17 protein-coding genes are annotated in these 14875 nt (G+C 61.3%); 9 read left to right on the top strand and 8 right to left on the bottom strand.

What is annotated here, in order from left to right; translation table 11 throughout:
- The first annotated feature begins 107 nt into the window (after window positions 1-107).
- On the top strand, window positions 108-956 hold the full coding sequence (locus ACJ8M3_RS11190) for a PA4780 family RIO1-like protein kinase (RefSeq protein WP_089196756.1): 849 nt from the start codon (window positions 108-110) through the stop codon (window positions 954-956).
- 8 nt (window positions 957-964) lie between these two features.
- Here ACJ8M3_RS11190 and ACJ8M3_RS11195 read toward each other — a convergent pair whose 3' ends face one another.
- Window positions 965-1183 carry a DUF7661 family protein gene (locus tag ACJ8M3_RS11195; RefSeq protein ID WP_033642303.1) on the bottom strand — a complete coding sequence of 73 codons (219 nt, stop codon included), beginning with the start codon at window positions 1181-1183 and terminating at the stop codon, window positions 965-967.
- 69 nt (window positions 1184-1252) lie between these two features.
- Here ACJ8M3_RS11195 and ACJ8M3_RS11200 point away from each other — a divergent pair, with 69 nt between their 5' ends.
- Complete coding sequence (locus ACJ8M3_RS11200; RefSeq protein ID WP_033642302.1) at window positions 1253-2080, top strand: AraC family transcriptional regulator; 828 nt, start codon at window positions 1253-1255, stop codon at window positions 2078-2080.
- On the opposite strand, the gene ACJ8M3_RS11205 is transcribed toward ACJ8M3_RS11200, so the two are convergent.
- The 3 genes from ACJ8M3_RS11205 to lsrG form a co-directional block, all read right to left on the bottom strand.
- A complete protein-coding gene (locus tag ACJ8M3_RS11205) occupies window positions 2056-2649 on the bottom strand; it encodes a LysE family translocator (RefSeq protein WP_033642301.1) in 594 nt (197 codons plus the stop codon). The genes ACJ8M3_RS11200 and ACJ8M3_RS11205 overlap by 25 nt on opposite strands.
- Window positions 2650-2731: 82 nt before the next feature.
- Window positions 2732-3637 (bottom strand): EamA family transporter, encoded by a 906-nt coding sequence (locus ACJ8M3_RS11210; RefSeq protein WP_033642300.1) that lies wholly within the window; start codon window positions 3635-3637, stop codon window positions 2732-2734.
- 87 nt (window positions 3638-3724) lie between these two features.
- On the bottom strand, window positions 3725-4018 hold the full coding sequence (gene lsrG, locus ACJ8M3_RS11215; protein ID WP_033642299.1) for a (4S)-4-hydroxy-5-phosphonooxypentane-2,3-dione isomerase: 294 nt from the start codon (window positions 4016-4018) through the stop codon (window positions 3725-3727).
- Window positions 4019-4211: 193 nt separating this feature from the next.
- On the opposite strand from lsrG, the gene lsrK reads away from it, so the two are divergent.
- The 7 genes from lsrK (at window position 4212) to ACJ8M3_RS11250 (ending at window position 10254) form a co-directional block, all read left to right on the top strand.
- Window positions 4212-5777, top strand: a complete 1566-nt coding sequence (gene lsrK, locus ACJ8M3_RS11220) for an autoinducer-2 kinase (protein ID WP_042783922.1) — start codon at window positions 4212-4214, stop codon at window positions 5775-5777.
- Between the two features lie 219 nt (window positions 5778-5996).
- On the top strand, window positions 5997-7181 hold the full coding sequence (locus ACJ8M3_RS11225) for an MFS transporter (RefSeq protein WP_033652404.1): 1185 nt from the start codon (window positions 5997-5999) through the stop codon (window positions 7179-7181).
- A gap of 59 nt (window positions 7182-7240) precedes the next feature.
- Window positions 7241-8134, top strand: a complete 894-nt coding sequence (locus ACJ8M3_RS11230; RefSeq protein ID WP_033652403.1) for a LysR family transcriptional regulator — start codon at window positions 7241-7243, stop codon at window positions 8132-8134.
- A gap of 56 nt (window positions 8135-8190) precedes the next feature.
- Window positions 8191-8652, top strand: a complete 462-nt coding sequence (locus ACJ8M3_RS11235) for a GNAT family N-acetyltransferase (RefSeq protein WP_033652401.1) — start codon at window positions 8191-8193, stop codon at window positions 8650-8652.
- Between the two features lie 54 nt (window positions 8653-8706).
- The gene (yajD, locus tag ACJ8M3_RS11240) at window positions 8707-9048 is read left to right on the top strand and encodes an HNH nuclease YajD (protein ID WP_004939576.1); all 342 of its coding nucleotides are present in this window, start codon (window positions 8707-8709) and stop codon (window positions 9046-9048) included.
- Window positions 9049-9319: 271 nt separating this feature from the next.
- A complete protein-coding gene (locus ACJ8M3_RS11245) occupies window positions 9320-9955 on the top strand; it encodes an AAA family ATPase (RefSeq protein WP_016928620.1) in 636 nt (211 codons plus the stop codon).
- Complete coding sequence (locus tag ACJ8M3_RS11250; RefSeq protein ID WP_033642294.1) at window positions 9952-10254, top strand: hypothetical protein; 303 nt, start codon at window positions 9952-9954, stop codon at window positions 10252-10254. The genes ACJ8M3_RS11245 and ACJ8M3_RS11250 overlap by 4 nt, the downstream gene beginning before the upstream one ends.
- A 38-nt stretch (window positions 10255-10292) precedes the next feature.
- On the opposite strand, the gene ACJ8M3_RS11255 is transcribed toward ACJ8M3_RS11250, so the two are convergent.
- From ACJ8M3_RS11255 to ACJ8M3_RS11270, 4 genes are read right to left on the bottom strand one after another with little or no spacing between them, the layout of a single operon-like run.
- A complete protein-coding gene (locus ACJ8M3_RS11255; protein WP_164120338.1) occupies window positions 10293-12536 on the bottom strand; it encodes a xanthine dehydrogenase family protein molybdopterin-binding subunit in 2244 nt (747 codons plus the stop codon).
- A 2-nt stretch (window positions 12537-12538) separates the two neighbouring features.
- Window positions 12539-12991, bottom strand: a complete 453-nt coding sequence (locus tag ACJ8M3_RS11260) for a (2Fe-2S)-binding protein (protein ID WP_033642292.1) — start codon at window positions 12989-12991, stop codon at window positions 12539-12541.
- 16 nt (window positions 12992-13007) lie between these two features.
- Window positions 13008-14189: a c-type cytochrome gene (locus ACJ8M3_RS11265; protein ID WP_442514678.1), complete on the bottom strand. Its 1182-nt coding sequence runs from the start codon at window positions 14187-14189 to the stop codon at window positions 13008-13010.
- Window positions 14186-14710: a MarR family winged helix-turn-helix transcriptional regulator gene (locus tag ACJ8M3_RS11270; RefSeq protein WP_080350166.1), complete on the bottom strand. Its 525-nt coding sequence runs from the start codon at window positions 14708-14710 to the stop codon at window positions 14186-14188. Before ACJ8M3_RS11270 ends, ACJ8M3_RS11265 begins: the two co-directional genes overlap by 4 nt.
- Between the last annotated feature and the right edge of the window lie 165 nt (window positions 14711-14875).

Here is a 14875-nt window from a genome sequence, read left to right on the forward strand (position 1 = left end):
CGCAATGATGCCGCGGCGGCAAAACTAATGTTTGCCTTTCGGGTCTAACTTACGCTATCAACTGCGCAAGCCATTCACACCGGAGCCTAAATAGGGTACAAGGCTGCATGAAAATTCCAAAACGACTCCAGCCGCTGGTGGATGACGGATTAATCGACGAAGTCATCCGCCGTTTGAAAAGCGGCAAAGAAGCCGACGTGTTTATCGTGCGCTGCGGCGATGAGATCCGCTGCGCCAAAGTGTACAAAGAAGCCGAGAAGCGCAACTTCAAGCAGGCCGTGCACTACCAGGAAGGGCGCAAGGTGCGCAACAGCCGCGACGCGCGCGCCATGAGCAAAGGCTCCAAATTCGGCCGTCAGCAACAGGAAGAAGCCTGGCAGAACACCGAAGTGGACGCGCTGTATCTGCTGGCCAGGGCCGGGGTGCGGGTGCCGCAGCCGGACATCTGCCTGGACGGCGTGCTGCTGATGGAGCTGATCACCGACGAGGAAGGCCTGGTGGCGCCGCGTCTGAGCGATGTCATCCTGACGCCGGAACAGGCGCGCGCCGATCATGCTCTGATGATGAACTACGCGGTGCGCATGCTGTGCGCCGGCTTGGTGCACGGCGATCTGTCGGAATTCAACGTGCTGATGGATAAAGACGGGCCGGTGATCATCGATCTGCCGCAGGTGGTGGACGCCGCCGCCAACAACCACGCCAAAAGCATGTTCGAGCGCGATATCGACAATCTGGCGGAATATTACGGCCAATTTGCGCCGGAGCTGCGCGACAGCCAATATGCCAAAGAGGTCTGGGCGCTGTATCAGGAAGGCACGCTGACGCCGGACAGCGTCCTCAGCGGCCGATTCAGCGAAATTCAGAAGCGCGCCGACGTCGGCTCGGTGCTGGAAGAGATCCAGGCCGCCAGCGAGGAACATCAGCGCCGCCTCATGGCGCGCAACGCGGAAGAGTAACGCCCGCGCTACTCGACGCGAAACACGTCCGGCCGCTGCGGGGTCGCGGCTTCGTGATAGATATCCCCCAGATAGCCGGCGATCTCCTCTTCGCGCAGATCCGCCGGCAACACGATATCGTAGCTGGGGGCATATTTGCGCTCCGGCAGCGTCACGCGGAACAGCCGCCATTCGTCCCCGATACGCTTCACGCCTACCAGGCGGCCGAACACGTTAAAAATCATCATCCGCCATTCCCCTTTTCGTCGCTTTCAGGCTATAACACTGTGATGCCGCCGCAGTGAAAAGGAAAGCGCATGAGTGAAAAAACGCCCCAGTTCTGGCGCGACCCGCAGTTGCCTTTTGTCGAAGCGCGCGCCATCAATGATGGCCGCAAAGTGTGCTACAGCCTGCACAGCCACGAATTCTTTTCCATCGGCGCCATCACCGGCGGCGTCAGCACCTATGTCAACGGCGAGCGGCGCATGCAGGTCGGCGCCGGCGATGTGGTGATCATCAATCCGCAGCAGGCGCATGCCTGCAACCCGATCGCCGACCGCCGTTGGTCATACATCATGTTCTATCTCGATCTCGCCTGGCTCGGCGCGCTGCAGCAGGAAATGATGGGCGGCGACGGCGACCGCTTTGTCCCCTTCAGCCGGCCGCTCAGCCGCGATCCGGCGCTGTTCAACGGGCTGAACCAATTGTACGCGCTGCTGACGAACGCGCAGTGCGGCGCGCTGGAAAAACAGATCGCCCTGGTGGAGTATTTCAGCGCCCTGCAGCTCGCGCTGGGCAGCGGCCGCCAGCCGGAGACGCCGCCGCACCCCCGACTGGAAGCGGCGGCGGCGTTTATCGACGCGCACTGCACTCAGTCGCTGACGCTGGAAGACATTTGCCACGCCGCCGCGCTCTCGCCCTCCTACCTGATCCGCGCCTTCCGCCAGCGCTACGGCATGACGCCGCACGCCTATCTGGTCAATCGCCGCGTGCAGCACGGCCATCGGCTATTGAAAAGCGGCCTGCCGATCGCCGCAGCCGCCAGCGAAAGCGGCTTTGCCGATCAGGCGCACTTCCAGCGCACCTTCAAACAGCTTCTGGCCGCGACACCCGGCCAGTATCAAAAACCCTCCGCCAACAGATAGCAGGCGCTGGCCGCCAGCAACGCCGCCATCGCGCGATTGAAACGCTGTACGTTGCGCGCCTGCCTGAGCAGGCCGCGCAACATCGCGCCAACGTAAGCCCAGCAGGCCACCGAAGCATAGCAAATCACGAAGTAGAGCCCGGCGAACTGCCACAGCAACCGGATGTCACCGTCGCCGACAAACGCCCCGAGACTGGCCACCGACGCCAGCCACGCCTTGGGGTTCAGCCATTGCATCAGCGCGCCGTACCAACAGGAAGGCGCCTGCGCCTCGCCGTTGCCCAGCCTGCCGTCGTCAAACGCCAGCCGGTAGGCCATAAACAGCAGGAAGGCCACGCCGGCCCATTGGATCAAGCGGGTCAACGCCGGCCACAGGATCAGCAGTTGGTGCATGCCCAAACCCAGCAGCACCAGCAACAGGGTAAACCCCAGCGTGGCGCCGAACACGTGACGCTGGGTCGCGCCAAAGCCGAACTGCGCCCCGGCGCTCAATGCGACGATGTTGACCGGGCCGGGCGTGATGGAGGCCGCCAGCGCAAATGCGGCCATGGAAAGGTAGATATTATTCATGAGGGCACCTGAGGAAAAATTCACAGGCGCCAGAATGCCGGGCCGCGCCGACAACGTATTGAACAGAATTGCCCTGTTAGGTTTAGCGCACCGCGACGGCCCGTCGGCGCGGCAACCCGAAGGTATTGACCGCCATGCCGGCCAGCACCAGCAACGCGCCGCCGAACTGCGCCGGCGACAGCGCTTCGTCCAGCAGCAGCCAGGCGGCGAACAGCCCGACCAGCGGCACCAGCAGCGTCAGCGGCGCGACGCGCCAGGTTTCGTAGCGCCCCAGCAGGCTGCCCCACACCGAATAACCGAACAGCGTGGCGGCGAACGCCAGATAGGCAACCGCCAGCCAGGTGCCGACCTGCACATGGCTCAGGCTGGCCAGCACCGCCTGCGGGCCGTCGAACAGCCAGCTGCAAATCAGGAACGGCAGTACCGGGATCGGCGCGCTCCACACCACCAGCGACAAAATATTGCGCTGCGGGAAACCGGCCAGGATCTTCTTGTTGGTCAGGTTGCCCAGCGCCCAGGAGAACGCCGCCGCCAGGGTCAGCAACAGGCCCGCCAGGGGGACCGCGCCGCTGCCCGGCTTATGCAGGCTGGCCTGCGCCAGCGCCAGCATGCCGCCGCTGGCGATGGCGATGCCGACGAAATGATTGACGCGCAGCTTTTCGCCCATCAGCACGACACCCAACAGCAGGGTGAAGAACACCTGCGCCTGCAACACCAGCGAGGCCAGCCCCGCCGGCATGCCCACCTTGATGGCGACAAACAGAAAGGCAAACTGCGCGAAACTCATGGTCATGCCGTAGAGCAACAGCCATTTCCACGGGATGGTCGGGCGCGGGATAAAGAAGATCGCCGGCAACGCCACCAGTAAAAAACGCATCCCGGCCAACAGGAACGGCGGCATCCCCTGCAGGCCGAACTTGATTACCACGAAATTCACGCCCCAGATCACCACCACCAACAGCGCCAACAGCCGATCGCGCAATGTCATCCTCGCCCCGCTTATCCCATTGAAAATTCGCTTTGCCTTGCAGGTTACAACCAAACCGGGCGCATGGACACCGGCAAACGCCGGCGTTTATTCCGGCATCAGGCCAATGAAGGTGGTTTTCTTGCGCGGGCCGGTCATCAGCGCTTCCAGCTTCTCCACGCACTGCAGATAGTGTGGGGTCTGCTTGTGCGCCGCCACCGCCTGCTCGTCGCGATAGGCTTCGTAGATGTAAAACCGCGTCGGAATATGCTCATCCTGCAGCACGTCGAAACGCAGGTTGCCCGGCTCTTCGATCGCCCCCAGATGATTGGCGCGGAAAACGTCGATAAATTCGTCGATCTTATCCTGTTTAACGTTGATCTCTACCAATGTGACGTGCATGACAGCTCCTTGTTTAAACGGCGCGCCGCAGCATGGCGCTTTCCAACCATAGGTTTATTCCCGTCGATTGCCCTGCCGCAACGGCAATTTTGCCGCCTGGCTCACAAATCGCACCGGCGATGCCCACCCCGCCCCCGGCGAGGGAAGACGGCGGCATCTATAGTTACTATTCCTCCCCCTGAGAGCATAGGCTATGGATAACTACTTGATGGCGCTGGACGCAGGAACAGGCAGCATTCGCGCGGTGATCTTCGATCTGGCGGGCAATCAGATCGCGCACGGCCAGGCCGAGTGGCAACACCTCGCGGTGCCGGGCGTGCCCGGCTCGATGGAATTCGATCTCAACCGCAACTGGCAGTTGGCCTGCCAGTGCATCCGCCAGGCGTTGCAGCGCGCGGGGCTGAGCGCGCAGGCGATCCGTGCGGTAGCCTGCTGCTCGATGCGTGAAGGCATCGTTCTGTACGATCGCAACGGCGTGCCGATCTGGGCCTGCGCCAATGTCGATGCGCGCGCCAGCCATGAAGTCAGCGAACTGAAAGAGTTGCACAACCACGGCTTCGAACGTGAGGTCTACCAGTACTCCGGCCAGACGCTGGCGCTGAGCGCCATGCCGCGCCTGCTGTGGCTGGCGCACCACCGGCCGGACATCTATCGCCAGGCGGCGACGCTGACCATGATCAGCGACTGGCTGGCCTACATGCTGAGCGGCGAGCTGGCGGTCGATCCTTCCAACGCCGGCACTACCGGCATGCTGGATCTGACCAGCCGCGACTGGCGGCCGGCGCTGCTCGATATGGCCGGGCTGCGCGCCGATATTCTGTCGCCGGTGAAAGAGACCGGCGTCGTGCTGGGGCGCGTCACCGAACAGGCGGCCCAGGAGAGCGGACTGCTGCGCGGCACCCCGGTGGTGATGGGCGGCGGCGACGTGCAGCTCGGCAGCCTGGGGCTCGGCATCGTGCGCGCCGGGCAGACGGCGGTGCTCGGCGGCACCTTCTGGCAGCAAATCGTCAACCTGCCGGAACCGGCCATCGATCCGGAAATGAACATCCGCATTAACCCTCACGTCATTCCCGGCATGGCGCAGGCGGAATCCATCAGCTTCTTTACCGGCCTGACCATGCGCTGGTTCCGCGACGCTTTCTGCGCCGAAGAGAAACTGCTGGCGGAGCGACTGGGGATCGACGCTTACAGCCTGCTGGAAGAGATGGCGGCCAGGGTGCCGCCGGGCGCCTACGGCGTGATGCCGATCTTTTCTGACGCCATGCATTTCAAAACCTGGTATCACGCGGCGCCGTCGTTCATCAACATGTCTATCGATCCTGAACGCTGCAACAAACAGACGCTGTTCCGCGCGCTGGAGGAGAATGCCGCCATCGTCTCAGCCTGTAATCTGGAGCAGATCGCCGCCTTCTCCGGCGTGCAGGCCCGCTCGCTGGTGTTCGCCGGCGGCGGTGCGAAGGGCAAACTGTGGAGCCAGATCCTCAGCGACGTCACCGGCCTGACGGTGCGGGTGCCGGTGGTGAAAGAAGCCACCGCGCTGGGCTGCGCGATCGCCGCCGGGGTCGGCGCCGGGCTTTACGCGTCGCTGGCCGAAACCGGCGAGCAGCTGGTGCGCTGGGAGCGCGAGCATCAGCCGGATCTCACCAACCATGCGCGGTATCAGGAACAGAAAGAAAACTGGCGGCGAGTCTACGCCGATCAGCTGACGCTGGTGGATAGCGGCCTGACCACCTCATTGTGGAAAGCGCCGGGGCTCTAGCGCCGCGCGCGGCCCGGTCATAACCTTATACCGTTTTATTCCTTTCCCCTCGGCGCGGCGCAAGCCGCGTTTTAACTCGCTGCCGTCATTGTTCCCCCTCAGAAACAGTGTAACCACCGCAGATGGATTTATCTGCGCCTTCAGCCTGCCGTAGATTGTGACTTTGATCACGCCGCGCCCCGAGCGCGGCCTGCGCATTCACCTGAGAAGAGCGGCATTATGCTGAATAATAAAGATAACCCTGCATCATCCCCGTGGCCGGCGATCTTCTCGCTGACGGTCGCCTGTTTTGTCATGGTCACCACCGAGTTTTTGCCGATCGGCCTGCTGACCAACATCGCCCCTTCGCTCGGCGTCAGCACCGGCACCGCCGGGCTGATGGTGACCATGCCCGGCATCGTGGCGGCGGTGGCCGCGCCGGTATTGAGTCTGGCTTCCGGCCGGCTGGACAGACGCCTGCTGATGCTGGGGCTGTCGTTGCTGCTGATGGTGTCCAACCTGGTGGCGGCGCTGGCCGTCAACTTCCCGATGATGCTGCTGGGCCGCGTGCTGCTGGGCATCTGCGTCGGCGGCTTCTGGTCGTTCGCCGCCAACTACGGCCGCCATCTGGTGCCGGAAGCCAGCCAGGGCCGCGCCACTGCGCTGATCCTCAGCGGCATCTCGGTCGGCGCGGTATGCGGCGTGCCGGCAGGGGCGCTGATCGGCGATCTGTTCGGCTGGCGCGCCGCCTTCTTCGGCGGTGCGGCGCTGGCAGTCGGCGTCCTGTTGGCGCAGCTGCGTTTGCTCACGTCGGTACCGCCTTCCCGACCGGTCACGCCGCGCGATCTGGTGCTGCCGCTGCGCCTGCCGATGGCGCGCATCGGCCTGATCGCCATCGTGCTGTTGTTCATCGGCCACTTCGCCGCCTATACCTATCTGCGGCCCCTGCTGCAGCAGGTGTTCGTGCTCAGCCCATCGGCGATCTCGCTGCAGCTGTTGGCCTATGGCGCCATCGGTCTGCTGGGCACCTTTCTCGGCGAGCGTCTGGCGGAACACAGCCTGCGCGCCACCTTCATACTGATCGCCGCCATGCTGGCGGGCATTTTGATCGTTTCGCCGCTGCTCAGCGGCCTCGCCGGCGCCACGCTGATGGTGCTGGTATGGGGGCTGGCCTTTGGCGCCGTGCCGGTCTGCGCCACCAACTGGATGTTCGCCGCCGTGCCGCAGGCGCCGGAAGCCGGTCAGGCGCTGTTGGTGTGCGTCATCCAGATCGCGCTGGCCTCCGGCGCACTGCTGGGCGGCGAGGTGGTGGACTGGCAGGGCGTCAGCAGCGCCATGCTGTTCGGCGGCGCGCTGATCCTCTCCGCCACGCTGGTATTCGGCCTCAGCTTGCGCTCCGGCGCGATTGGCGCTAAACAGTGTTAATCATTATCTATCTGCAGAAACATGCCCCGGCCAGCGCCGGGGCATGGCGTTGAGAACCTATGGACCATCATTTGCTCGCTATCCGGGTATTTAACCGCGTCGTGGAAACCGGCGGCTTTACCCGCGCCGCCGATTCGCTGGGCATGCCGAAAGCGACGGTCACCAAGCTGATCCAAAATCTGGAGGATCACCTGCAGACCAAACTGTTCCAGCGCACCACCCGCAGCGTGTCGGTCACCCGCGAGGGCGAATGCTATTACCAGAATACGGTGAAATGGCTGGCGGATTTGGAGCAGATGGAGGGCTGTCTGACCGAGTCGCAGAATTCTCCGCAGGGCGTGCTGCGCATCGATACCGGCAGCGGCACCGCCCGCCAACTGCTGTTGCCGGCGCTGCCCGGCTTTTTGGAACGCTACCCGCAAATCCAGATCGATCTCAGCATCGGCGATCGCGTTATCGATTTGATCAGCGACAGCGCTGACTGCGTGATCCGCAGCGGTCCGTTGGCCGATTCCAGCCTGATCGCCCGGCGTCTGTTCGATCTGGACTGGGTCAGCTGCGCCACCCCGGCCTATCTGGCGCGCCACGGCACCCCGCGCCATCCGTGCGATCTGGAACAGGGTTTTCCGATGGTGCACTACCGCCATCCGGTCAACGACCGCATCCATCCGCAACGCTATGTCGAGCGCGGCAAAGAGATCGCCATCCAACAGCGCTACCCGGTCAGCATCAATGAAGGCAACGCGCTGCTGGCGGCGAGCCTGGCCGGCTTGGGCATCATCCAGATCTATCGGTTTATGGCGCAGCCGCACCTCGAGCGCGGCGAACTGGTCAGCCTGCTGCACGACTGGCAGCCGCCGCCGGAGCAGATGTACGTGGTCTACCCGTCCAATCGCCACCTCAGCGGCAAGCTGCGGGCGTTCATCGACTGGGCGGTGGAGACGTTTCATTAACCGGCCGCTTAGGCAGGAGCGGCTTTTTTCCCGACTTTAAAAAAAATAGGCACATCATGCATATCGAACCGCTGCTCGCCCATCGCCGGCGCATTGAGGAACTGGCCGCGTTGCTGCACCAGGAATGGGGCGCCTTTGCGCAGTGGAGCAGCCGCGATACCATCAGCCGGCGGCTGGCTGAACGCTGCGCACCCGAGAGCCAAGGCGTCGTGTTGCTGGCGCTGTCGCCACAGCAACAGATCGTCGGCACCGCCAGTTTGACGCTATATGAATTGACAGATAAACCGGAGCGCCAATACTGGCTGAGCGAAGTCTTTACCCACCCGCAGCACCGCGGCCAAGGCATTGCCCGCAACCTGATCGCGCGCTGCATCGAGCACGGCCGAATCCAGGGCATCAGCGAACTGTATCTGTATACGCCCGACCAGCAGACGCTGTATCAGAAACTCGGCTGGCGCCCTCTGGAGCAACGCCAGGTCGCCGGTGAAACCGTCACGGTGATGAGCCGCACGTTGTAGCCGCACGCACTGTGGTATTATTTACCGCATAGTGATTCACGACGGACGACCACCATGGCCTATATCCCCAAAAACTATGCGAAGCTGGAAACCGGCTACCGCGAAAAAGCGCTGAAACTGTTCCCCTGGGTATGCGGGCGCTGCTCGCGCGAATTCGTTTATTCCAACCTGCGCGAGCTGACGGTGCACCACATCGATCACGATCACAGCAACAACCCGGAAGACGGCAGCAACTGGGAAATGTTGTGTCTGTATTGCCACGACCACGAACACTCGAAATACACCGAGGCCGATCAATACGGTTCGACGGTGGTGGCCGGTGAAGATGCGCAAAAAGATATCGGCGTCGCCACCCACAACCCGTTCGCCAACCTGAAGGCGATGATGAAGAAGTAACGCCATCGACAGCTTAATGAGCCACTAACTTATTAAGCTGTTAAATTAACAAAAGGCACTTCCGTTCCGCCACTTCCCAGAGAATTCCTACTTACCCATCCGGTCCATTCACCGCAAAATAAGCTGCGCAGTTAACAACATACTGGCTTGGCAAGCCGCCGCAGTTGGTGCATATTGTTCGCGAGTTGTTCTTGTTAACCTGTTTGATTATCAACCTAATAAGCACATTAACTTAATAAGTTACCTGCTTAATAACTTGAGAGATGGCAGCATGATTGTTCTGATTGGCTCGCAAAAAGGCGGCGTCGGCAAATCGACGAAAGCAGTGAATATCGCCGGGTATCTGATTCTTAAGCAAGGCAAGACGGCGATCATCGTCGATGCCGACGACCAGAAATCGATCATGACCTGGTACAACGACCGTCAGAACGTCGAGGGGCTGCCGCACATTCCGGTGGTGGCCGCGTCGGGTAAAATCAAGGAAACGCTGCTGGAGCTCGATCGCCATTACGACTACGTGATCGTCGATACCGCCGGCCGCGACAGCGCCGAACTGCGCTCCGGCCTGCTGGCCGCCGATCTGTTCCTCTCGCCGCTGCGCCCTTCGCAGATGGATCTCGACACCATCGGCTATCTGTCGGAGATGTTCTCCACCGCGCAGGAATACAACGAGAAGGTCAAAGGCTACATCGTATTGAACATGTGCCCGACCAATATCTTCATTAATGAAGCCAACGAAGCGGCGCAGGTGCTGAGTGAATACCCGGAGTTCACCCTGGTGAGCAATCGCCTGTGCGACCGCAAGATTTACCGCGACGCCTGGGGTGAAGCCATCACCGTGCACGAAGCGAACAATGAAAAGGCGCAGACCGAAATTGAATGCCTGGTGAAAGAGGTGATCCTGTGAAGAAACGCACCCCCACCCACCGCATGTCGGAAGACGAATTCATCAACAGCGCCACCTCGCATACGTTGCCGGTTGCGGCTCCCGCGCCGGAAGCCAAGCCGGCCGGCCGCAAGCGTACTTATAAGGCGATTTCCGTCAGCCTGACGGACAACCACATTGAGGCTATCGATGAAGTGATCGTGCAGGCGGCGCGCAACGGCATCGTGCGTATCACCCGCTCCGACATCATCAAACTGGCGATCGACGGATTGGCGGAGAAAAGCGAAGCGCAACTGCTAGCGCTGCTGAAAAAGCTCTGACCGCACGGCAGCCGCCGGCTGATCGAGCCGGCGGGCCGTTACACCGACGAGAACTCGCGTGGGAACGGCATAGTACGATAGGTTTTGCCGGTGGCCTTATGCAGCGCGCTGGCCATCGCCGGGGCGACCACCGCAGTCGACACTTCCCCGCATCCCTGCGGCGCACGCGCGCTGTCGAGTATCACGACCTCCACCTTGGGCATTTCGGCGATCGCGAGCAGCGGATAGCGATCGAAATTCCCTTCCACCACGCCGCCCCGTTCAAAATGCAGCTCGCTGTGCAGACAGGTGGTCAGCGCAAAGCCGATGCCGCCCTCTACGTTGGCGCGCACCAGGTTCGGGTTTATCACCTTGCCACAGTCAATCGCACATACCGCGCGCAGCACCCGTAGTCGCCCCTCCTGAATGGCGATTTCAACCACCAAACCGACGTAGGTGGTGAAAGCATTATTGCGGCCGACCCAAATATTGCACGCCATACCGCGAGAAACGCCCGACGGCGGTTCATGCTGCCAACCGGCCGCCGTGGCGGTGGCGTCCAGGACGCGCAACGCTTCCGGGCTGTCCTGCAACAGATGCCGCCGATACGAATACTCGTCCCGGTTGGCCTTATGGCTGAGTTCGCTGATAAAGCTTTCCAAAAAGAACAGACTGGCGACGCTGCCGACACCGCGAAGATAGCTCAGGGAGATCGGCTGTTCGACGATGCCGGCCTCCACCTTCAGATGAGGGATGCGATACGGCGTGCTGTAAACGCACTCCACCATACTTTCATCCCATCCCCCGGCCTCGTTGACCGTTTCGCGCCGCATTTGCCAGAAGAGCGACTGCCCGGCATAGCGCGCCCACAGCGCCTGCGGGTAGCCGTTTTCATCCAACAGCGCCCGATAATGGCTGATGCAGGCCGGACGATAGTATTCATGCCGCATGTCGATCTCGCGCGGATAGACCACTTTGACCGGTTTCCCCACCGCCCGGGAGGCGGCGGTAGCATGCATCACGGCATCCGGCAGATATTTGCGCCCAAAGCTCCCCCCCAGATAGGTCGTATTCACCACCACATCCGTCGGCTTCAGCCCGAACATTTTCGCCAGAACGTTGCGCACCATGTCCTGCCCCTGGAAGGGGCCCCAGGTTTCGATACGGCCCTCGCCGTAATGGCTGGTGGCATTGCAAGGCTCCAGGGTGGCGTGCGCCACATAAGGTGCGCTGTAACGCGCCTCATGCAAGCGCGAACCTTGTTCAACTCCACGAATCAACGCCGACGCCTCGCCGCGATCGACCGCCGGCACCAGCGTATCGCCATCCAGCATCGCCAGATTCTCTGCCGCAATCGCGCTATCGGTCAGCGCTTTTCCTGCGCCCGGCAGCCAGTCGACCTCCAGCAAATCAGCCGCCTTTTTGGCCTGCCAGTAACTCGCCGCCACCACGATCACCGTATTGAGCGACATATCATGATCCAATCCGACCATGTTGTTCATCGACCACTGCCGGGTCAGCACCAGATCCACCACGCCCGGCATGGCCCGAATCTGTCGTTCATTACGCACGGCGACCAGCTTTCCGCTAAGGTCGGGCACCATCCAGGGGACGCCGATCAGCATCTCCGGCAAGTCGATATCAATACCGTAAATCGCACTGCCATCTACTTTCTCCGGCGTATCGACCCGCAACAGCGGCTTGCCAATGACACTCTCTCGCTCTTGCGCCTCACTCTTTAAAGCAGGCTGCGGATCCAACGGCAGTTCGGCGGCATAGCGCACCAAATCGCCATAGGCGACCTTGCGCTTCCCGCCTTTCTCAAGCACCCAGCCTTTCTCCGTGCGGCACTGCGATGGTGAAAGCGCGAAATGTTTTGCGCCGGCCCGCAGAAAGAAATCTCTCGCCTGTGCGCCGGCCAGCCGGGCACGCTGATAAAATTTGGTCATGGAGGTTGAGGCGGCGACAAACTGCGCGAAAGCCTCGCCCCCGGCAACCTGACGGTAAGCGTCACGGCCGGTGACGAATTTCACCGTCACCTGCGCCCAATCGGCATCCATCTCCGCCGCCACCACTTCGGCCAGGCCGGTGTAAATCCCCTGCCCAACCTCACATTGCGACACGCCGATGACGATGCGCCCATCGCGGTCGATCCAGATCCAATCGTTCAATTCATGCTGACTGTCCGGTGGCGCCACGTCTTGTGAAACCACGGCCGCCAGGCTGCGCGTCGATATCGGCAGCAACATGGCGGCCACTGCCAACGCGCTGCCTTTTATCAAGGTTCTGCGGGTGATCGCCATACTCAGGGTTCTCCCTTGTCGGCGGCGCGGTGCACCGCCGCACGGATACGGTGGTAAGTGGCGCAGCGGCACAGATTGGTCAGGCCCGTATCTATCTGCCGATCGTCCGGCCTCGGGTGTTCCGCCAGCAGCGCGCTGACCGCCATGATCATGCCTGATTGGCAGTAGCCGCACTGCGGCACGTCCTCCGCAATCCAGGCCTGCTGCACCGGATGACGGCGATCGATGGACAGCCCTTCGATGGTGGTCACCTGCCGATCGCGCACCAATTGCAGCGGATAACAGCATGAACGCACAGCCTTACCGTCGACATGTACCGTACAAGCGCCACAGGCGCCGATACCGCAGCCGAACTTGGTGCCGGTTAATTTAAAATGTTCTCGGATCACCCACAGCAGCGGCGTATCCGGCTCGCCGTTAAATTCGACCGCCTGGCCGTTCAGATTGAACTTCATGCCATCCTCTCTTGGATCAGTGCTTCACCCGACGTTTCACCCACGCCCCAATGACGATCAATACCAGCAATACGCCGCCCCAGAACACATAATGCAATGACGTAATCAACAGCGGTTTTTCACCGCCCGCCCGCTGCAGAGCCACTTGCTCCGGCGTTATCCTGACCGCCGGATTGCCGAATTGCTGCAATACGTAATTGCCCAATTCAGCCAGTTGCCGGTCATCCAGACTATCGGCGAACCCCGGCATCCAGGTCTGTAGCGTCTCCCCCTGACGCTGCACGCCATACAGCATCACCATGATCAGGTTATTGGCCCGTTCGCTGCCTACGGTGGTGTTGTGCGTCAAAGAAGGGAAATGGCCGTCATAAGCCCCCTCGCCGCCCAGACGATGGCAGCTGGCGCAGGAAACGGCATACAGCGCCTGTCCGGTGGCACGGCCTTTACCGCCCCCCTGATATTGATAGGCCGCTTTCGTTCCTTGTACGGTGACGATCGGCGGCGTTTGTTTAAGCCAATCGGCGATGGCGCCGAGGTTGTCGTCACTCAGGAAACGCAGGCTATGCTCCACCGCCTCCGCCATGCCGCGTTCCGCCATCATCCCGTTACGCGGGCTGTGACACGCCGAGCAATGCCCCAACACATCCACCAGATAGCGACCACGCGCCTTCCTCTCGTCTGCATCGACGGGCGTCTTTTTCAGAAACAGCCAGTTCCAGCCGTGGATCGCATAACGCCAGGAAAAAGGGAACGTCAGTTGGGTCTCAGGCACCGCACGATCGACCGGTGCGACACCGGCCATAAAATAGCGATACAGCGCGTGCAGATCGTCATCACTCAGCCCCCGATAAGCGGTATAAGGCATGGCGGGATACAAGGGTTGGCCGTCCCGCCGAATGCCCTGCGTTAACGCGCGGCGAAACTCTTGTTCACTGTAGTCGCCAATGCCGGTTCCTTTGGCGGGCGTGATATTGCTGGCGATGATGTCGCCCATCGGCGACGCGATGGCATAACCGCCGACATAGGGGGCGTCCTGTTGACTGCTGCCGCGGTGACAAGCCGCGCAATCTGCGGCGGTAGCCAGATATTTTCCCCGTGCGATGACCTGTTGGTCATTCTGGCTGGCGAAGACCGAGCAGGAGAAGATCCCCAACGCGATAACGCACAGCTGTTGTGCTCTCCGCCAGCGGCCGTTCACGCTTCACCTTCCGGCTTCATCGCCCCCGCTCGCTCCTCCGCCAGAAGAGCAAACTCGTCCGGCAACAGATTTTCCTGTTCGAGCATCGCTATCGCGTTATGCTTGATGCCAAACAATACGCGGTAAAAAGCCTCCAGATCGTTGGCCGAAATGCCGTTGAGCAGTTTTTCCCGCGCTTGCTGGCTGGAATGATCCAACTGCGCCAGCATCTCCTGCCCGGCCTCGGTCATTCTCACCCCTTTGGCGCGCTTATCTTCGGACAGAGCATCGCGGGCGATAAGCCGATTTTTTTCCAGAAACAGCAGCGCGCGCGACATCGTCGAGACTTCGGCGTTCAAATGCTGCGAAACGTCTTTCAACGTGCAGCCATCCCCCAGATCGGCAATCGCACTCAGCGCCAGCCAATGCGGGCGCGTCAGATTGGTCATTTTCACCGACTGGTCCATCGCCGTGCGCCACAGGCGATTGGTCACATCCAGATGGATGCCCAGTGCAGCAGGAAGTTTACGTGGTTGTGACATGTCGGGTTACTCTCGATTATTTATTTGCTTGTGCAAACAAATAGTAGATCGAACATGAGAACAGGATCAAGCAGAGGAGGGAGAATAAAATAAAAGCAAGTTAATACATTTGGTTAGTTTGTATCGCACGGCGTACGCTCCCCAACGACGGGGAGCGATAAGAAA

This window comes from Serratia sp. CY55921, assembly GCF_052167655.1.
GTDB classification, from domain to species: Bacteria; Pseudomonadota; Gammaproteobacteria; order Enterobacterales; family Enterobacteriaceae; genus Serratia; species Serratia ureilytica.